This is a genomic window from Glaciimonas sp. GG7, from assembly GCF_052976905.1.
In genome coordinates this window covers 1-17,706 of sequence record NZ_JBRIIQ010000025.1, presented here as the reverse complement: position 1 = coordinate 17,706, position 17,706 = coordinate 1, and the positions used below count along the sequence as shown (strand labels likewise).

The following is a 17,706-nucleotide window of genomic DNA, read 5'->3' as shown; positions in this document are numbered from 1 at the left end:
AAAACAGTCATCCGCTGAAAATCAATCCAGCTTGCCGGCGTCGGCTAATTCACGAATGACGCGTATCGTGTCGATATCAGACGCTAAATAGGCGGAACGACGGAATTCGTTGTACATCTCTTCGTCACTGTCAGGCTCGGCCTCGGGCGCTTCATCGGCGTAGGAAAATCGGACATATAAGGCATCCGGTTGCGGCTGCTCGATGGTCATGGTCAGGCTTGATCCGGCGATATCGGCCTGCGCCGGTACTTGATAACGCACCTGCAATTGCGGCAAATAATGCACAACGTCGCGTATCACCAGTTTGCCGTAGCGTAATTCACGGGTCACCGAATCCACAGATTTTTCCACAATCCGACATTCGTCGAGATGCGCAACAAACAACATCGTCTGCTCAGCGCGCAAGACTAGTCCGCGCCATAGTTGCTCGATAGTTAACAGATCGATTAACGGATTGAGGGGATCGTTGATTTCGATCAAATGGGTAAATTTCATATAAAACTCTTTACAGTGCTGAGGCGATGCACGAATTCTCCCATAGAACACGGATACAACACAGGTGCGATCAGTTGGTGCCCACTCGGTTGCATCACTACCAGACTGTTAAAATGACCCGCTTTGCTCATATCTGGTCACCGCATGTCCTCCACTCCCCATTTTGGTCTCAACGTCCCGCAACGGGAAGCCGTCAAGTATATGGATGGCCCTTGTCTGGTGCTGGCGGGCGCAGGCTCGGGAAAAACCCGCGTGATTACCCAGAAAATCGCCCATCTGATCGAGGACTGCGGCTATGAACCCCGGCATATTGCGGCGCTGACCTTTACCAACAAGGCGGCGACCGAAATGCAGGAGCGGATCGCCAAATTGCTCAAGGAACCGAAACAAGCCAAACACATCACGGTGAGTACGTTTCACTCGCTGGGCGTAAAAATTTTGCGGCAGGAAGCGCGCGAAATGGGGCTCAAAGACCGCTTTTCGATTATGGATAGCGACGATTGTTTTTCTATCGTGCAAGATTTGGCGATAACGACCGATAAGCAGCTCATCCGCCGGATTCAGACCGCGATGTCATTGTGGAAAAACGGGCTGATCGAGCCTGAGCAGGCGCTAAAAGAGGCGGTCACCGAGGATGAGGCGCAGGCGGCGCGGATTTATCTCAGCTATGTCGCTACGCTGAAAGCCTATCAGGCGGTGGATTTTGACGATTTGATCCGCTTTCCGGTGGAGTTATTTCGTACCAATGAGGTGGTGCGGGATAAATGGCAGCGCCGTTTGCGCTATTTGCTGGTCGATGAATATCAGGATACCAACACTTGTCAGTATGAATTGGTGAAGTTGTTGGTCACCGGCGTGGGTAAAAAACCGATGTTTACCGCCGTGGGCGATGACGATCAGGCGATTTATGCCTGGCGCGGGGCCACCATTGAGAATCTGAAAACCTTGCAGGTGGATTTTCCGGATCTGAAAGTCATCAAGCTGGAACAAAATTACCGTTCCTCCACCCGGATTTTGCAGGCGGCCAATGCCGTCATCGGCAATAATCCTAAATTGTTTGAGAAATCGCTCTGGTCGGAGCATGGTTTGGGCGATCCGATCAAGGTCATGGGGATGGAGGACGATGAGAAAGAGGCCGAGCAGATCGCCATCATGCTGTCGGCACATCGGTTTGAGCGGCGCGCTAAATTTGCCGATTATGCGATTTTGTATCGCGGTAATCATCAGGCCCGGATTTTTGAAAAAGCGCTGCGGCGCGAGCGCATTCCTTACGTGATGTCGGGCGGCCAGAGTTTTTTTGATAAGGCCGAGATCAAAGACATCATCAGTTATCTGCGACTCATCGCCAATCAAGACGACGATCCGGCGTTTATCCGCGCCATCACGACCCCAAAACGCGGCGTGGGTCAGGCCACGCTGGAGGTCTTGGGGACGGTTGCCGGGCAATGGCAATGCTCATTGTTTGAGGCGGTTTTCAAGGGCGGTATCGACGTTAAGCTGACCGATCGGCAGTTGTATCCATTGCGCCAATTCGGCAACTTCATCAATCAGTTAGAAGCACGCGCCAGCCGTGTCGGCCCGGCTGGCAGCGGTGAGAATGCAGCGGCGGTGCTGGACGACATGATGGCGGAGATCAATTACGAGGCATATTTGTATGACAACTTCGATGATCGCCCGGCCCAAAGCAAATGGCAAAACGTGCTCGATTTCACTAGCTGGCTCAAAGAAAAAGGCACCGGCGGCAAAGATGGCGCGGGCGAAGAAAAAAATCTGCTGGAACTGACGCAAATGGTGGCGCTGATGTCGATGCTGGACGGGCGCGATGAGGAGCCGGATGCGGTGCGGATGTCGACACTGCACGCTTCTAAAGGGCTGGAATATCCGCATGTTTTTCTGATCGGCGTCGAAGAGGGTATCTTGCCGCACAAAGGCGATCCAGACGCGCCCATTGAGATCGTGACGGCGCGTATTGAAGAAGAACGACGTCTGATGTACGTGGGCATTACGCGGGCGCAGCGCAGCTTGCATGTGAGCTGGTGCAAAAAGCGTAAACGCGCAGGCGAAAGCGTGCATTGCGATATGTCGCGCTTCATCAAGGAAATGAAGCTTGATGAGGGCGATGCGGTGCCAACCGAGGAAGAAACGATTACCCCACAAAACCGGCTGGCGAATTTGAAGGCTTTATTGCAAAAGCCGCGAGCAGCGTGAGATGATGGCTTCAGGACTTACACGTTTTCTAACTTAGCAGGACTCAAAGAGAAATCATCATGACCATCGACAACCTCAAAGAATCACTGCAAAAACTGCACGCCTCGCTGGAAAGCGGCGCGCCTGTCGATGCTGAAATCAAGGCGCTACTGGAAACGCTGGATGCGGATATTCAAAAAGTGTTGGCTAAAGACCGTGCTGCAGCGATTGATACCTCCGACGATGAAGTCAGCAGCGATCTGGTGAAACAAGCGCAAAAAATCTCGGCACGATTGGCCGTGCGCCATCCACATCTGGAGCCGGTATTTCGGGAAATCGCCGATACGCTCACGAAGATGGGTATTTAGCCTTATTTAGACCTAAAAAGTCGTTGAGCGGCGCTTGTCGTTCAACGATTTTTGCATCCGTTTGCGCTGAAGATTTATGTGAAATGACTCTCGTAACAAGCTCAAAAATCATCCTGCAAAGAATTCTTCCAACTTCCTCTGCGTTACCACAACTTAGCAACAATCTCCTGCATCGTTGCTTGTAAAATGGCGCCTCACTTTTTCTAACGGAACACTATGTGGTTTAAGAATCTACAAATTTATCGCATTCCCGCACCTTGGGCGATCTCATCGGAGCAATTGGAAGGATTTCTGTCCAAGCAGGCTTTTGCCGAATGTAGCAGCCTGGAAATGCAAAGCCAGGGTTGGGTTTCACCGCGCGACAACGGGATGCTGGTACACACCGTGAATCGTCAGGTCATCCTTGCTTTGGGCACGGAGAAGAAATTGCTACCGGCCACCGTCATCAATCAAGTGACCAAAGCACGGGCTGCAGAGATCGAGGAGCAACAAGGTTTTGCGCCTGGCCGCAAACAACTCAAAGACCTGAAAGAACAAGTTACCGACGAGCTGCTGCCGCGTGCATTTAGCATTCGTCGTACTACGTGGGTCTGGATTGATCCGGTCAATGGCTGGCTGGTAGTGGATGCATCTAGCCCGGCTAAAGCGGAAGAAGTGTTGAAGTTGCTGCTGGGCTCGGTCGATAAATTGCAGGTCGCCGGTTTGCGCACCGTGCATTCGCCACTGACTTCGATGACCGACTGGTTAGTCGCGGATGAAGCGCCACACGGCTTCACCGTGGATCAGGATACCGAGCTGCGCGCCAATGGCGAAGGCAAGGCCACCGTGCGCTACGTGCGTCACACGCTGGAAGCCGACGATGTCCGACGCCACATCGCGGCAGGCAAGCAGTGCACGCGGCTGGCGATGACGTGGGCTGATCGGGTTTCGTTTGTATTGACGGAAGGACTCGCCATCAAACGGATCGCGCCGCTTGACGTGATCAAGGAAGAAAACGACGTTACCAGTAAAAATGATGATGAAAGGTTTGATTCGGATTTGGCGCTGATGACGGGGGAGTTGAACAAACTACTCAACGACCTGGTGTTTGCATTGGGCGGAGAGCCGGTCGCTGCTTGATACGCACTGCCTGAACATTAGTTACGCAGCAATAGCATCGGTACTGCTCACAGTAGCATCGGTGCTACTACTGGCAACAACGCGGTTGCGACCGGCAGATTTGGCTGCGTATAACGCGATGTCAGCGCGCTGAAAAGCCGATGCAACGGTTTCTCCGGCATGAAAATCAGTGACCCCAATGGATGTCGTGACGACAATGCCGATTCCAAACTGGTTCCAGTCAAACATCGCGGTCTGATCACAAATACGCTCAAGTGCAACTAAGCTCTCTTGCTCCGTGGTGCCTGTCAGGACCAGCACAAATTCATCACCGCCATAACGCGCAAAATGGTCACTTAAGCGCATTTCATCGCGGACAATTTGCACAAACGCTTTCAGTACTTCATCGCCCACGGGATGACCAAAGCAATCATTGACGTTCTTAAACCCATCCAGATCAAGCATTGCGATACAGAATGGCGTTCCGCCACGCTGAAAGCGCTTTTGTTCAACCGCAAGAATGGCATTCAGTGAGCGGCGATTTTCGGTATTCGTCAATTCGTCGCGAGTAGCAAGTTCTTTTACTCGCCGCATCGCTAATAACAACGCACGATTTTTGGTAGAAATACGCTCCCGAATCCGGCCTAAAAATGCCGCAAGGAAAACGCAACGTCCTAAGGTCAGCACAAGCGTCAAATAGATCAGTAAGCGCCCATGCGCACTACCGACAGGCATCCCTAGCTGTGCCCCAACCAGATAAAACGCGCATCCCAGCGCCAACGCGCCGATCAGCCAGGTCATAAAATAACGCACGCTAGAGAGCGCCGCACCGCCGAAGGCGTACACCGTAAATAGATTGAACAGAAACAGGTAGCCGATTTCTGGTGCCAGTATCACAAAACCAATTTGCCCTAAAGTAGACGCCATAACTTGGGCAAACGCCATACCGGGATCTTTTAATGTGCGGTTATAGCCACTCACGACCAACAAATAGAAGCCACCGTTGAGGATCAGTCCCATCCCGCCATACATCAGGGCGATGTTGCCAGGGAGCGCACCAATGTGGGCAAATACGGCCAGCAGTACCGTGTCCAGCGCGTAACTAAACGCCGTCCACAGCAGCATGCGACGGGTTAAGCCATTAATTTTGTTGAGTCGTTGCGGTTCCATGATCTGACGATCGATTGTAAGTCTTTTGTTTTTGCTAGAGACAGGTGATGCACCTGACATCAACGACTTATTGCCGAGAAAAAAGCATGGCAAATGACACTATATTGAAAGACTCCGACAATAGCGCGATGCTGCGATGCTGGCAACCAGAGCCTGTCAGATTGAGGGGGAGATCGGACGATGTATGCTATTTAAAACCATTAGACGAAAAAAGACGCACTTGCGTGCGTCTTTTTATGTTTTTGGCGGAGCGGACGGGACTCGAACCCGCGACCCCCGGCGTGACAGGCCGGTATTCTAACCAACTGAACTACCACTCCTTGTGCTACTTCCTATTAACGGTTATTTGGCTAACTGGTGGGTGCTGAGAGGCTCGAACTCCCGACCTACGCCTTGTAAGGGCGCCGCTCTACCAACTGAGCTAAGCACCCAAATGCTTATTCAGCCAAACCTCCGTAGCGTTTGTCACAACGCCTAAGAGAGGCCGAATTATACATGAGATTTTTTGTTCGTCCACGGTTTTATTAAAGATTATTCATAAATTCAAAAAAACATTCTTAGCTCACAATTTTGCGCCAAGTTTCAAGTGTTTTAGGTTCGTCTTTATGCAGAGAAATAGAGCATAAAAAGCCCAAAACGGAGTGGAGTTAATGCACGGGTTTGGTTGAGAGCGATTCGATTGCTATACTCTCACGGCTCAATTTAACCTCCAGGAATTTATTATCACTACTTTAATACGTCGCATCCTCCATGCCATTCTGTTTGAAATAGGCGCTCTCGTCATTTTGGTGCCGCTGATGTCGTACGGTTTTGGAATGGACTTATTTCACTTTGGCGCTTTAGCGTTGATTCTTGCGCTCTGTGCAATGGCATGCAATATGTTCTACAACCACGTGTTTGAATGGTTTGAAACCCGCTATGGCTGGATTCGCACCATCGGCGTGAGAATTGGCCACACACTCGGGTTCGAACTTTGCTTCATGGCCGTAGCGCTGCCGATCACCGCCTGGTGGATGAAAATGAGCATTGCTCAGGCGTTCATGCTGGACTTAGTGTTTTCATTATTTTTCATGCTGTATGCGTTTTGCTTTAACTGGGTCTATGACATTGCCCGCCGTCATATCAATATGCGTGCTCAGTGAGGTAAAACAATGATCAACTGCCGATAAAGTGCTAACGTTTAGCATCAGTTTGTTTGATCATTTCGATCTCGGGATGCGCCATGAAAATCAAAGCATTGACGCACACAATGTGCGTAATCGTTCTGTTGTCGACCGGATTAGCCGGATGCATGGGCAGCCTTAAAGATCAGCTTAGTCGCATGATGCCGGCGCCCGGAACGCCGCCGGCCATTACCGCCACTTCTAACACAACGTCAATTGAAGACTACAAACGCTACCTAGCGCAGCGCATCGTTGCAGTCAACTCAACCAACGTCTATATCGGTCATCCTCAAGCTTTATTACGCGCGGTGATTGTATTAAAATTTTACGTTGATGCTGATGGCAAATTGCTGCGCACGGAGGTGATGCGTACCAACAACGATCATGCGGCGGAAACCGTGGCCTTATCTTCGGTAAAAAATGCAGCCCCCTTCCCAAAGCCTGAAAGCCAGCTATTGCGCAGAGGAGAGATAGAAATCTCTGAAAGTTGGTTATTCAATAATGATGGCCGCTTTCAATTACGCACGCTTGCCGAGGCACAAATGGGCGAATGAAAGTACGATCAGGCGAATATGACCGACGAAAGCGATTTTTAGTGGAGCGGTTGCCATGCTGCGCCAGCATTGGCCCGACTTGCTTCTCATCACCATCTCGCCTACCATCTGCTCTTGTCCGCCATTGGTACTTACGCCACAGTCAATTTAAAAAAACAGCCTTGGCAGACACAGCGTATTTTTCACCAACCGAACTCATCTCCAGACTTTTTTATATGATTAATACGCAACCCAGGGCTAAAAAAGCGCGTTAATTCATGCATCAAATCTGCAATAACATAGCAATAGGTCAATATGTCACCCGCAAACTATCTGCGCCCTTCCAAGCTCTATCGTTATTCAGAACAACAATGGATAGAGCGCGCATTAACGCTAGGAGAATTCCGTTTGCGCCCTCCTGTTGAGAGCTTACAGATTAATCACCTCCATACCGCCTCACGCGCAGCACCGCAGTTGCTAACGCTGAGCATGAGCTGCACTTACGATGATGTGCTCTATGATGAATTTTCCAATAGTGATTGCTGTCTGGTCATCAATAAACCAGAAGAATTCGGCGAACGTATACATCGGGTCGCACAGCGTTTGCTCCCAAGCTGGACCGGGATCGACGGCGCAATTACTTACGGCAAGCAGAACCCATTAGGTGCCGCGTTTACCAAAAGCCTGCAAAGTGCCTCACAAAAAGAATGGCTGTTCGCCTGGCGCCCGACACAACCGACGATGACGCTACGTCCCATCGTCATTCAAATTGGCAATATCGAAGCCATTGCCGAATTACGGCACAAGAACAAATAGAAGGCATTTATGCGTTTGGGAAGCTGACCGTAAGAATGGCAAGGCAGTTTTTCAGAATATACTGATACTTTATTAGCAAGGAGCTTACATGATGCAAAAATCAAGCTTTAGAACCACGCGTGGCGACATCAGAACGTTGGTAAAAGACGCGCAAGACCTGTTTCACGAAGCCGCAGCGACAACCGGTGAAAAAGCCGATGTGCTGTGCGACAAAGGCCTGGAGTTACTCGATGCTGCGGTCGTCAAAGCGCAAAATGTGCAGACCATGGCACGCGCAACCGGAAAAGAAATTGCCACCTCCACCGACAACTATGTCCACGAAAATCCCTGGGGTGCGGTCGCCGTATCGGCCACGGCAGGCTTGCTACTCGGCCTGCTCATCTCCCGCAAATAATTGCAGCGTAACCATTGGACAAGCATGGATCATCCGCAACCCAGGCATTCCAGCACAAAACATCCAGCGCATGAGCAGCCGAGTCTGATCACCGGCTTGGTTGGCACTGCTAAAAACATGTTTGCACTGGTCATCAGTCGCATCGAACTCGCCGCGCTGGAATTCTCAGAAATTGGCACGCATATCGTCAGATTGCTCCTGGTATTTTCGCTTGGCATTTTGGCGCTATTGTTTGCTCTGGCGTTTTGGAGCGGACTCGTCGTTGTTCTCGCCTGGGATGCATTGGGCTGGAAAATACTCCTGATTTTGGCAGCGTTATTTACAGTGATCGCTATCGGCATGGGCCTTTATGTGCGGGCTATTTTGCGCGAGCAACGCATCGGCCTTCCGCAAACCATGAGCGAACTACGCCAGGATAGGGATGCATTACTTTGACTATAAGGCCTGACATGACAAATCAATCCCATGCTGATCGAAAGCGCTCTCTGGCTGAACGCAAACGCTATCTGCTACAGGAAGGAGCTACATTTCGCGCTGAAATTATTGTTTATCGCAATATTGTCAGATCCAAAATGGCAGGCGGCTCTTTTACCAAAAACCTGTTTGGTCGCATAGCTGGAATGGCCTACGCGATGGTGTCCAAGAAGTCCGGGTTAGGATCAGGCCTCTCAGGACTACTCTCAGGCGCTCGCCTGCCATCGCTGACACCCTTGTTGTTGACCGGCGTTTCGCTGCTATCAAAGGGCCATGTCCGCAAAGCACTTATCACGGGAAGCGCCCTGATTGCGGCGCTCGGCGTCGCCTCTTACTTTAGTAGCAAAAATAAACAGACTGGCGACGACGAGTAATCGCGCATCGCGGCAAGGTAGATGGAATGGTCCGTTACCATTGAGTAATAAGGCCTTAACTTTATGAAAGTAAACATGAATACATTCAAACTAGGTAGCGTGGTACTGGCCGTCACTTTGGCCACTACAGGCTGCGCGAATATGTCCGATACAGAGCGGGGCACTGCAAGCGGAGCAGGTATTGGTGCGGGTATTGGCGCACTGCTTGGCGCTGTGACCGGCCCCGGCGGCGGCGGTCGCGCACTCGGCGGCGCAGCCATAGGTGGAGCAATCGGTGCTGTGGCCGGCAATATCTGGTCCAATAAGATGGAAAAACAAAAACAGGCGATGGAAAAAGCCACCCAGGGAACTGGCGTGCAAGTTAGCCAGACTGCGGATAACCGTCTGAAGCTGGCGATTCCAAGTGATGTTTCATTCGCGACAGGCCGTGCCGATATTGCACCTAATTTCCGCCCGATTCTTGATCAATTTGCGTCTACTCTCGCAGAAAATACCGCAACAACTGTGACGATTATCGGTCACACCGATAATACCGGCAGCGATGCCATTAATGACCCACTATCCTTGCAACGCGCCGCAAGTACGCGTAGCTACCTGACCGCACGCGGCATCGCAACGAATCGTTTAAACATTGAAGGTCGCGGCTCACATGAGCCGGTAGCATCCAACGATAACAGTGTCGATCGCGCCAAAAACCGTCGTGTAGAAATTTATGTCGCGGAACCGCAACGGCAATAATATCTAGTTTAAAGAGTGTGCCCGCCGCCACTGTCCCGGACGCATAAAACAAAAAGCCGACTCAATGAGTCGGCTTTTTTAATCTACGATTGTTTCTAAAGTTATTTCGCTACAGCTACCGGAGCAGCAGCACTGGCGTCTGTCGATGCAGCCGGAGCGGCTGGCGCTGGCACTTCAGGCTCCTTAAACTTCCCACCGGAGGCGTTGACCATAAAGACCACCGCACGGGCGACTTCTACATCGTCCAGATCAGGATTGCCGCCTTTAGCTGGCATCGCACGCAAGCCATGCAATGCGTAACCGATTACTTTATCTTCACCATCGGCCAAACGCGGAGCCCACGCACTGGCATCGCCAAACTTAGGAGCACCAGCGGCACCCGTAGCATGACAGGCTGCGCAAGTCGATTTGTAGACTTCTTCACCCGTCAAAAATATACGTGGCGCATTGACATCTTTAAAAGTAAATCCTTCATCAGCAACCGGCTTTAATCGCGCCGCAATCGCTTCCGGCGTCTGCCCCTCAGAGCCTGCGCCAGTTTTTTGCGTATTGGTGACAAATTGCACCAGCAATACGATACAAATGATGGGGACTAAAAAGCCTGCCAAAATAGCGACGATTAGTTGTTTTGGCGTCTTAATTGCTGATTGTTCTTCGTGTTGTGCGTCGCTCATGATTCCCTCAGTACTATTTACAAAACCGGTGGGCAGATGTGGATGCGCGCAAAAAGCCAGAACAACGCACGGTCCCTCGCCAAACCCTTGATTATAGACGTAATAATCACATTTGGAACGATAAAAGCAACGCATTTCATGGACGTGCACACAGAAAAACGGTATCCTTCCATCTCTTCTTATGCGGCTGTAGCTCAGTGGATAGAGTATTGGCCTCCGAAGCCAAGGGTCGCTGGTTCGATTCCAGCCAGCCGCACCAGAAATTCTAACGAAAATCAAATAGTTACAGCTTTTTGCTTGTAACTATTTTTTTATTCTCTGTTTGTGTAATTCCTTCGCCGACCCTGCCTGTATCCCCATTTGACACATGTCGGCAGACTTGCGCGCCCTCATGTTGATGTCTACACCGAACGTCATCGGCTGTAATCCTTTTGTATTTTCAACGCTATTAGCGCCCTGTGTTTGGGCAAAGATTACCGACGCTGTAGTACCATTGCGCAAAATTTCCATGCGACAACTTAAAAAGGACAAACATCTTGAGTCATCTTAAATTTAACCTTAATAAACTCATACTGAGTATTTTTTGCGGTTTATGCAGTCTATCGGCCCAAGGTGCCCAAAAATCCGACGCGATAGAACCGACAAAAAAATCAAACTCTGCAGACCCTCTCAATAAGGCACTGCCAGCCGGAAGTCATCTCGTTCACTCTGATCGCAACAATCTCGGACGCTCCATACCTAAAGATACGACTCCTCGTCACCAACTAAACAAAACTCCTCCACACTTCCCAGAAACCTATCCACAGGGACGCTCAACTAAACATCCGAAACGCACACGTCCCCTCGTTATCACTACGCCAAATCATGGTCTCAAAACTGTTCCTGCAAATAACGGGACATTAAAATAAAAAGAAGTCTTAATAAGGCGCAGGAAGTTCATGCCAGGTTCGGAAGGGTAGCCTTGGTGCAACCGTAATAGGGATAACTTCTGCTTTGCCATCGAGTCCGTTAATCACGACTCCACGACGGCCACTTGGCAGCGTAAGTACCGTGGGGGTTGAAATCGTCAGCGGCACAGGCATTCCGATCTGATCCGGTAGCGAAGCAAGAAACACCTTCTGCAAGGCCGCACTGCCAGACATATAATCGACCATCATCAATTCCGATGATGGCGCGTTAGCTGAATCTTCCGGAGTGTAGGTCAGTATCACCAGCAAGCCATTGATGATCTGTAGTTTTCCCATCACGCGCTCACCGGGATTGAGCAAATCGACATACCAGCCGCGCCTACTCGACCAATCAATAAAATTTCTGCTGATAGTCCGAGTGCCAGCGATACGCGAGAGGGTTTGTATCTGCAAGTCGGAAATGTTCACTGTAGTCGAATCATTCGGCTTGTCCCATATGGCGTACATAGTCTGAAATTGCCGATTCTTAGCATCATCAATCTCAAATAACTTCCCGGTTCCAAACATCACCATGCGCCCACCAAGAGGATGCCGTGCCATGACCGGCTGCTGGACAATCGGCTGCGCCTTTCCGCTACGATCCCTGGCGATAAATAAGGGCTGGCCGTTATCGGCAACCCGCCGCTTACTTGCGTCGCTATCGCCAAGATCAAATTTCCATACATTTCCACGCACATCTCCGGCATAGGCGGCGATGACTTCTCGGTTCCCGTTAAAAAGCAGTGCGGGTGTTGATAAGCCGTTCAAGGATTTACCGCCAGCGGACCCGGCATGGATTTTTTTGATCAGGGAGCCATCGGCAATGTTCACCAAATAGAGCGTGGCATTTTTATTGACGCTGTCGTAACCGTTGCCAAAGAGCGCCGCCCACTGTCCGTTACGCAATCGGACGACTGCCGCCTCGCCCAGCACGTGGCCCATATCGTGGTCGGACGCGCCGCCGCTACGTTCCCACAACACGCTCGCCGCGCCCAGCTTGCCGGGTGTACTAACGTCTAACGCGAAGATACTTTTGCCCCCTGCGCCAGTTGATCCGAGAAGGATGGTTTTCCACTCTGATATTCCTGAATTTCCCTGCGGTAAATAAGCGTCGCCCTCGGTTAGCTGACCATCGACAAAATACCGATGTCGGTAGTGTGGATCGCTCAGCGATTTCAATTGGGGAAATACCGCGTCAGGAATAAATCCGAACTTCTCAGCACCCGTTGCGGCATCGAATGCGTGCAACATGCCATCATTGGCACCGACATACACCATCGCCGTGCGTGCACTCTTGGCGCGAACATACTCCTGATAGAGCGCACCACCTCCTTTGGCAACTGGCAAGAATTGATACCCAAAATGCTTATCTTTTATGGGTAGTGGCAGGGAGTTAATAATGTCGCCCAATTTACTGTTACGGCGACGAAACAGGCCGCCGTTCTCGGTTTGTAATGCCGTGTTTCCTCTTAAATAGGCCAGAATATTTTCATCCGAGCCCAGCGCTCTTTTTTGGGTCTCGGTTATTCCAGTCCAATCAAATTTAACCGCCCTGTCCGCCTCGGGATTCCACGCAACAATGTTACGCGCTGACCAGTCCGGTATGGAGCGCTCTGCCTCCCATAACAAAGACCCGACATTCCCGTTGAACGCAACGCGATACGCGCTTAAATAACCTCCCCAACCATTGGCCGTAAAACCTGTCCGATACACGATGGATGCGCTGTTGAGCATCGGATTGTCATAAATCAGCGCCGAAGATAGCGCAGCAGGAACCAATGGCAACTGTGCGATTCGAGCGAATGTGGGCGGAATGGCGGTGATGACTATCAATCCCAAAAGCATATTTTTGGCGCGCATGACAAGTCTCTTCACATTTAATGCGTTCATCACAGGCGCAAATAGCTTTGTAAAAATAGGGAGACGTTACTGCCCGTGCCAATACCACGTGCGGTGATGCGGTATGCGCGGGACACATCGGAGGGATTTAATTGGAATTCATAATCGCCAGGAAACGCTATTTCTTCGATCATGCAGCGCGGTACAGCCTGTAGATTGAGGTTACCGAGAATGCTTGATGGCAACGGAATAGACATCGCATTATCTGTCCAGCTAGCGGCCGATTCCCAATATTCCCGGCCCTTATCGGGACCTTCGGTAATGGGGCCGACTGCCAGCAGCGGAAAATGTGTTTCTGCATGCGATTGCGGCAATTCCCGGACCAGCATTTCGCAATAACGCAGAACCTGTTCGGCAGCCTCAAAGGCGAGTTGCTGACTGCGCACATTGCCTGCGATCTTTTCTTCCAGCATCACATTACGAATAGCTGTAATACCGATCATCGCCATCACAAGCAGAAAAATCAGCGTCACTGGCAGCGCGATACCAAGCTGCCGCGTGATGCATTTTTTTAGCCGTTTTATCCGCATCATCAGGGCCAGAACACTGTCGAAAAACAACGCACGTCTTTTTTATCCGCCGCACGCATGAAGGCATTGGTGCGGCAATTTTTTTTGCTCAGTAACGCGTTGGTATGGCTGCTTTCATGGGCGTCAGTGTCTGCTTGATTTCCCGACTCTCTAAAATACACCCTCACAACAAAGCCGTTTTTTACAGAACCTGAAATATCACCCCAACCGCCAGCCATTGCCTGACGCAGCCCGGCGCGCCATTCGTCGATATCGCTTAGCGCTACCTGCGCAGGTGTACAAGATGATGCCACGCACGATGGTGCTTTTGATGGATAGGCTGCCGATGCCGGGTAAGTCCCTAAAGCCGTGTAATGACCATCCCGTGCGCCATCGGTATTGGCGCGTATGCGCTCTGCCATGTTGACGCTATACATCGTGGCGATGGCACGATGATGGGCGGTTTTTTGGGCGCGCAATGCTGCTAGCTGCAAATCTGCCAGGCCCAATAAAGAAAAGGCCGTGATGACGATGGCGATCAGGACTTCAATCAGGCCAGCCCCATGTTGGCGATGCAATGCCAATGAGGAAAAAACGCCGGTGCGAGTTTGCCCGACGGATGAGCGCGACCATGTTTTGCGCGATATCCGAACGTTTTCTGTATTTTTATACTGATAGAAAAACGTTGGCGTATCGCGTGCGATCATCGTTTGAGCTCATGAAATGAAGCTCAAAATTATAGGCATCGGATGGGGGCGCAACAATTGGAAAAAAACTTAACAATAAAGACCGCATTAGGATTCAATAATTGTTACGCGGCAAGAAGCGGCACAATCCAATCGGTCAGCGTCAGTGGCACCATCCCGTGCGCAATGCGAGCGCGATCACATTGCGGGCTGGCCTCCCCGTTTTCCCACGCTGGCTGTAAATCGTGGCATGGCGACGGTCTTTGGGCGTAGATGCCACAAGAAGCATCACGACCAACTTCGCCGAGCAGCGACAGGCAACGGGGTTTCGCACCCTCAGTGCCGTGCATGACGACACGGTGAGGGTCAAGTTTGATCGTCAATTCTGGCGGCACTACACCACCGCCTTCGGCGTCGGTCTCCATCCAATGAAAGGCAACGCGAAAGTGGGCGCAACAAGCACCGCAACGCAGGCAAGGATGTGTCATTTATAGTTAATTCAAAAAATAATACGGTGATGCAAAATGCATGCAAATGACACTGAATACATTTTGCCTAAGTCTTAAAACGCTTCGAATACGCCTGCAACACGATTTTTCTGGACGTTATCCCAATCGAATACTTTCCCGTTCATCGCCACATACACGCCATGCGGCAAGAGCTGCGCTACGCCGCAAGCGAAACCAAGATTGAACAAGGCGTCGGAATTAGCGATCTCGTACGGAATCATCGCACCAGTTACCACGATCGTCCGCGCAAGCTTGTCCGCGCCTAAGACTGCCGCGGTTTCCTGCATGGTGTCGGTGCCGTGAATAATCACAATCGCCTCTTCTTCTGCTTGCGTGCAGGAAGCCAGCACCCGGCGGCGGTCTATGTCTTGCATGTCAAGCGAATCGAGCAGCGGCAACTGCTCAAGAGCAACCTCAACCGTCATGCGCGAGCGCGCAATCACCTGCGGTAAATGGCTCTCGGCAAAGGTCAGCTTGCCAGCGATTTCATCATAGTGTTTATCAAATGTGCCGCCGGTTGCGATGATGCGTAATGATCGCGGTGTCATTTGATTCATTTGAGTGATGTGTGTCATACGATTTCATTTCCTTTCTTTATATTCGGATCGCCTAATCAGATCGCGACCATTCCCGGTGACGACGAAGTCGCTCTCGAAGGTGCCCGATAGTTTACCGCTTCTCATACCGTTTCTCGTACCGTTCCTCCACCTGATGGAAAAAGCGTTCTAGCCGTATTGCATTACCGCGCTTAGGAAGGTTACGCTCAAGGAATGCACTATAAGGCAGATGTCACCGCATATCGACTATCCTTTTATGTAGTCGGCATGTTTATACTGGTTGAACTATTGCACATAAGTAATTTACCTATTTTTGTGGCTACCCTGTTTTTTATACTGTCATTTTGTTCATGAATTCCATCGCCCCCGGCACTGTCATTTTTCATCGCTATCGCGGTTATGGCGTGATCGTTTCCGTCAATCTGCTCACGGGATGGATCGCGGCCCGTTTTGGTAGCGAGATCCGCACGCTGGACCTGAGTCTGTCTTCAGATGAGTTACAACACGCCGACGGGACGCCCATACTGTTTCGCCACGCCCCGCCGGACCGCATGCCGCATGCACGCTTGATGGCAATGGTGCGCGAGTTGCATCGGGCCGGTTATGAGCGTCTGTATTTGTACAGTTGGCCCAAGCCTTCCGGGATGCATTGGCGCTGGCAGTTGTTCTGTGGTCGCCACAACTGGCTAGACCGCCCTCGCCGTGAGGGCTGGTACGGCTCAGGCGCTGATTACAACTTCAATCCGATACTCGGCTGGGGCGACAATCCGGGCGTATCCGCGACCGAGCTCGTGAGTGCGCTGGCCCAATTCGATCCGCACGGCTTAGCGCAAGCGCTCGGACGCGATGAAGATCACAGTGCCTGGTTTGCCGCAGTCTGCGATGCCTTATTACCGAACTACGCGTTCAGTCTGGGCTGGAACACCAATGACGGCAGTACCAATAAGGCAAGCATGCCTGCCAGCTTGCCAGTCATACCCGTACGCAGCGGCATCCCGGAATATGACGGACCGCCCTTGCCATGGCCACCCGGATGGGCCGGGTTATGGCATCAGCAAAACGCTGGCTTCTCAATCGCGCCGACCAAGGTGAGTAAGCTTATTTTGCCGACGGAGGCTGAGGATTAGCGGCTAATACATCCGGATTCAACACATTTTTCGGCGAACCATTAGCAAAATCGACGATATTTTGAAAAGCAGTACGGAAATACAATTCGTAACCATCTTTCTCCACGTAGCCTAAATGGGGCGACGCCAGTACGTTGTCCATTGTTAATAATGGGCTATCCGGCTTCAACGGCTCCGACTCGTACACATCCAGAGCGGCAAAGCCCGGACGCCCTTGCTGCAATGCCGGTAACAGCGCATCGGCCGCCACCAGTTCGGCCCGGCTGGTGTTGACGAACAGGGCGCTCGGTTTCATGCGTCCTAAATCTTCCGGCGTCACAATCCCACGCGTCGCCTCATTGAGGCGTAAATGTAGTGACAGTACGTCGGCCTCTGCAAAAAATTGTTCTTTTGATACTGCCGCCAGGTGACCGTCTTGTACCGCCGCCGCACGACTGGCGTCCCGCCCCCAAATCATTACCCGCATTCCGAAGGCTTTTCCATACCCGGCGACTAACTGACCAATTTTGCCGTAACCCCAGATCCCCAAAGTGCGCCCCTTCAAGGCAAATCCCACACCGTTGAATTGCGGTTGTATCGATGCTGTCTGCCACAAGCCTTGCTGCAAATGCTTCAAATATTGCGGTATCCGCCGTGCTGCCGCCATGATCAAAGCCCAGGTTAATTCGGCTGGCGCGGTTGGATCCCCTATGCCCTCTGTAATGGCAATATGCATTGCTGTAGCTGCCTCTACATCAATGTGACCACTTACTTTACCGGTCTGTGAGATCAGCTTTAAATGGGGCAATTTTTGCAATAAACTTTTCGATAATACGGTGCGTTCACGTATCAGCACCAATGCATCAAAACTCGCCAGACGCAATGCCAATTGACCGCTACCGCGTGCTGAATGGGTGAAAATTTTGACCTCGTGATCTCCCAATAAAGCAAAACTATCGAGATGCCGGACCGCATCCTGATAGTCGTCGAGTATGGCTATTTTCATATT

At 51.2% G+C, this 17,706-nt stretch carries 20 protein-coding genes and 3 tRNA genes; 12 read left to right on the top strand and 11 right to left on the bottom strand.

Annotated features, from left to right (window positions below):
* Positions 1-21: 21 nt before the first annotated feature.
* Positions 22-495: an SRPBCC family protein gene (locus ACVBEF_RS08360; protein WP_447123481.1), complete on the bottom strand. Its 474-nt coding sequence runs from the start codon at positions 493-495 to the stop codon at positions 22-24.
* A gap of 144 nt (positions 496-639) precedes the next feature.
* Between ACVBEF_RS08360 and ACVBEF_RS08355 the strand changes: the two genes are divergently transcribed.
* From ACVBEF_RS08355 to ACVBEF_RS08345, 3 genes are all read left to right on the top strand, one after another.
* On the top strand, positions 640-2,703 hold the full coding sequence (locus ACVBEF_RS08355; RefSeq protein WP_447123480.1) for a UvrD-helicase domain-containing protein: 2,064 nt from the start codon (positions 640-642) through the stop codon (positions 2,701-2,703).
* Positions 2,704-2,762: 59 nt separating this feature from the next.
* Positions 2,763-3,050, top strand: coding sequence for a DUF4404 family protein (locus ACVBEF_RS08350; protein ID WP_447123479.1), 288 nt, complete (start codon positions 2,763-2,765; stop codon positions 3,048-3,050).
* A 216-nt stretch (positions 3,051-3,266) separates the two neighbouring features.
* Positions 3,267-4,169, top strand: a complete 903-nt coding sequence (locus tag ACVBEF_RS08345; protein WP_447123478.1) for a recombination-associated protein RdgC — start codon at positions 3,267-3,269, stop codon at positions 4,167-4,169.
* A gap of 21 nt (positions 4,170-4,190) precedes the next feature.
* Here the strand turns inward: ACVBEF_RS08345 and ACVBEF_RS08340 are convergent, their stop codons facing one another.
* From ACVBEF_RS08340 to ACVBEF_RS08330, 3 genes are all read right to left on the bottom strand, one after another.
* Entirely contained in the window at positions 4,191-5,318 is a 1,128-nt protein-coding gene (locus ACVBEF_RS08340) for a GGDEF domain-containing protein (RefSeq protein ID WP_447123477.1), read from the bottom strand.
* A 243-nt stretch (positions 5,319-5,561) separates the two neighbouring features.
* Positions 5,562-5,638, bottom strand: a tRNA-Asp gene (locus ACVBEF_RS08335).
* 35 nt (positions 5,639-5,673) lie between these two features.
* Positions 5,674-5,749: transfer RNA gene (locus ACVBEF_RS08330), tRNA-Val, on the bottom strand.
* Between the two features lie 288 nt (positions 5,750-6,037).
* On the opposite strand from ACVBEF_RS08330, the gene ACVBEF_RS08325 reads away from it, so the two are divergent.
* The 7 genes from ACVBEF_RS08325 (at position 6,038) to ACVBEF_RS08295 (ending at position 9,810) form a co-directional block, all read left to right on the top strand.
* A complete protein-coding gene (locus tag ACVBEF_RS08325; protein WP_447123506.1) occupies positions 6,038-6,460 on the top strand; it encodes a PACE efflux transporter in 423 nt (140 codons plus the stop codon).
* A gap of 80 nt (positions 6,461-6,540) precedes the next feature.
* A complete protein-coding gene (locus tag ACVBEF_RS08320; protein ID WP_447123476.1) occupies positions 6,541-7,035 on the top strand; it encodes an energy transducer TonB family protein in 495 nt (164 codons plus the stop codon).
* Between the two features lie 294 nt (positions 7,036-7,329).
* A complete protein-coding gene (locus ACVBEF_RS08315; RefSeq protein WP_447123475.1) occupies positions 7,330-7,830 on the top strand; it encodes a hypothetical protein in 501 nt (166 codons plus the stop codon).
* 88 nt (positions 7,831-7,918) lie between these two features.
* Positions 7,919-8,224, top strand: a complete 306-nt coding sequence (locus ACVBEF_RS08310) for a DUF883 family protein (RefSeq protein ID WP_447123474.1) — start codon at positions 7,919-7,921, stop codon at positions 8,222-8,224.
* 24 nt (positions 8,225-8,248) lie between these two features.
* Positions 8,249-8,659, top strand: coding sequence for a phage holin family protein (locus ACVBEF_RS08305; protein WP_447123473.1), 411 nt, complete (start codon positions 8,249-8,251; stop codon positions 8,657-8,659).
* A gap of 14 nt (positions 8,660-8,673) precedes the next feature.
* Positions 8,674-9,072: a hypothetical protein gene (locus tag ACVBEF_RS08300; protein WP_447123472.1), complete on the top strand. Its 399-nt coding sequence runs from the start codon at positions 8,674-8,676 to the stop codon at positions 9,070-9,072.
* 75 nt (positions 9,073-9,147) lie between these two features.
* Complete coding sequence (locus ACVBEF_RS08295; protein ID WP_447123471.1) at positions 9,148-9,810, top strand: OmpA family protein; 663 nt, start codon at positions 9,148-9,150, stop codon at positions 9,808-9,810.
* A 101-nt stretch (positions 9,811-9,911) separates the two neighbouring features.
* On the opposite strand, the gene ACVBEF_RS08290 is transcribed toward ACVBEF_RS08295, so the two are convergent.
* On the bottom strand, positions 9,912-10,484 hold the full coding sequence (locus ACVBEF_RS08290) for a c-type cytochrome (RefSeq protein WP_447123470.1): 573 nt from the start codon (positions 10,482-10,484) through the stop codon (positions 9,912-9,914).
* 183 nt (positions 10,485-10,667) lie between these two features.
* On the opposite strand from ACVBEF_RS08290, the gene ACVBEF_RS08285 reads away from it, so the two are divergent.
* Positions 10,668-10,743: transfer RNA gene (locus ACVBEF_RS08285), tRNA-Arg, on the top strand.
* 658 nt (positions 10,744-11,401) lie between these two features.
* Here ACVBEF_RS08285 and ACVBEF_RS08280 read toward each other — a convergent pair.
* The 5 genes from ACVBEF_RS08280 to ACVBEF_RS08260 all read right to left on the bottom strand — a co-directional run bounded on the left by ACVBEF_RS08280 (position 11,402) and on the right by ACVBEF_RS08260 (position 15,609).
* The gene (locus tag ACVBEF_RS08280; protein ID WP_447123469.1) at positions 11,402-13,291 is read right to left on the bottom strand and encodes a pilus assembly protein; all 1,890 of its coding nucleotides are present in this window, start codon (positions 13,289-13,291) and stop codon (positions 11,402-11,404) included.
* 29 nt (positions 13,292-13,320) lie between these two features.
* A complete protein-coding gene (locus ACVBEF_RS08275) occupies positions 13,321-13,890 on the bottom strand; it encodes a pilus assembly PilX family protein (protein ID WP_447123468.1) in 570 nt (189 codons plus the stop codon).
* Complete coding sequence (pilV, locus tag ACVBEF_RS08270; RefSeq protein ID WP_447123467.1) at positions 13,863-14,546, bottom strand: type IV pilus modification protein PilV; 684 nt, start codon at positions 14,544-14,546, stop codon at positions 13,863-13,865. Before pilV ends, ACVBEF_RS08275 begins: the two co-directional genes overlap by 28 nt.
* Before the next feature lie 104 nt (positions 14,547-14,650).
* Positions 14,651-15,013: a YkgJ family cysteine cluster protein gene (locus ACVBEF_RS08265; protein WP_447123466.1), complete on the bottom strand. Its 363-nt coding sequence runs from the start codon at positions 15,011-15,013 to the stop codon at positions 14,651-14,653.
* Between the two features lie 74 nt (positions 15,014-15,087).
* Complete coding sequence (locus ACVBEF_RS08260) at positions 15,088-15,609, bottom strand: asparaginase domain-containing protein (RefSeq protein ID WP_447123465.1); 522 nt, start codon at positions 15,607-15,609, stop codon at positions 15,088-15,090.
* A 332-nt stretch (positions 15,610-15,941) separates the two neighbouring features.
* On the opposite strand from ACVBEF_RS08260, the gene ACVBEF_RS08255 reads away from it, so the two are divergent.
* A complete protein-coding gene (locus tag ACVBEF_RS08255) occupies positions 15,942-16,718 on the top strand; it encodes an L-asparaginase (protein ID WP_447123464.1) in 777 nt (258 codons plus the stop codon).
* Here the strand turns inward: ACVBEF_RS08255 and ACVBEF_RS08250 are convergent.
* On the bottom strand, positions 16,690-17,703 hold the full coding sequence (locus tag ACVBEF_RS08250; RefSeq protein WP_447123505.1) for a D-2-hydroxyacid dehydrogenase family protein: 1,014 nt from the start codon (positions 17,701-17,703) through the stop codon (positions 16,690-16,692). The two genes, ACVBEF_RS08255 and ACVBEF_RS08250, sit on opposite strands and share 29 nt — an antisense overlap.
* Between the last annotated feature and the right edge of the window lie 3 nt (positions 17,704-17,706).

What these genes read in the sequence shown, in the direction of transcription:
- ACVBEF_RS08305 (WP_447123473.1), top strand. Translation starts at nt 8,249, where the DNA reads ATGGATCATCCGCAACCCAGGCATTCCAGCACAAAACATCCAGCGCAT.
- ACVBEF_RS08290 (WP_447123470.1), bottom strand. Translation starts at nt 10,484, where the DNA reads ATGAGCGACGCACAACACGAAGAACAATCAGCAATTAAGACGCCAAAA.
- ACVBEF_RS08295 (WP_447123471.1), top strand. Translation starts at nt 9,148, where the DNA reads ATGAATACATTCAAACTAGGTAGCGTGGTACTGGCCGTCACTTTGGCC.
- ACVBEF_RS08280 (WP_447123469.1), bottom strand. Translation starts at nt 13,291, where the DNA reads ATGCGCGCCAAAAATATGCTTTTGGGATTGATAGTCATCACCGCCATT.
- ACVBEF_RS08355 (WP_447123480.1), top strand. Translation starts at nt 640, where the DNA reads ATGTCCTCCACTCCCCATTTTGGTCTCAACGTCCCGCAACGGGAAGCC.
- ACVBEF_RS08340 (WP_447123477.1), bottom strand. Translation starts at nt 5,318, where the DNA reads ATGGAACCGCAACGACTCAACAAAATTAATGGCTTAACCCGTCGCATG.
- ACVBEF_RS08360 (WP_447123481.1), bottom strand. Translation starts at nt 495, where the DNA reads ATGAAATTTACCCATTTGATCGAAATCAACGATCCCCTCAATCCGTTA.
- ACVBEF_RS08265 (WP_447123466.1), bottom strand. Translation starts at nt 15,013, where the DNA reads ATGACACATCCTTGCCTGCGTTGCGGTGCTTGTTGCGCCCACTTTCGC.
- ACVBEF_RS08320 (WP_447123476.1), top strand. Translation starts at nt 6,541, where the DNA reads ATGAAAATCAAAGCATTGACGCACACAATGTGCGTAATCGTTCTGTTG.
- ACVBEF_RS08310 (WP_447123474.1), top strand. Translation starts at nt 7,919, where the DNA reads ATGATGCAAAAATCAAGCTTTAGAACCACGCGTGGCGACATCAGAACG.
- ACVBEF_RS08250 (WP_447123505.1), bottom strand. Translation starts at nt 17,703, where the DNA reads ATGAAAATAGCCATACTCGACGACTATCAGGATGCGGTCCGGCATCTC.
- pilV (WP_447123467.1), bottom strand. Translation starts at nt 14,546, where the DNA reads ATGATCGCACGCGATACGCCAACGTTTTTCTATCAGTATAAAAATACA.
- ACVBEF_RS08350 (WP_447123479.1), top strand. Translation starts at nt 2,763, where the DNA reads ATGACCATCGACAACCTCAAAGAATCACTGCAAAAACTGCACGCCTCG.
- ACVBEF_RS08255 (WP_447123464.1), top strand. Translation starts at nt 15,942, where the DNA reads ATGAATTCCATCGCCCCCGGCACTGTCATTTTTCATCGCTATCGCGGT.
- ACVBEF_RS08345 (WP_447123478.1), top strand. Translation starts at nt 3,267, where the DNA reads ATGTGGTTTAAGAATCTACAAATTTATCGCATTCCCGCACCTTGGGCG.
- ACVBEF_RS08300 (WP_447123472.1), top strand. Translation starts at nt 8,674, where the DNA reads ATGACAAATCAATCCCATGCTGATCGAAAGCGCTCTCTGGCTGAACGC.
- ACVBEF_RS08315 (WP_447123475.1), top strand. Translation starts at nt 7,330, where the DNA reads ATGTCACCCGCAAACTATCTGCGCCCTTCCAAGCTCTATCGTTATTCA.
- ACVBEF_RS08260 (WP_447123465.1), bottom strand. Translation starts at nt 15,609, where the DNA reads ATGACACACATCACTCAAATGAATCAAATGACACCGCGATCATTACGC.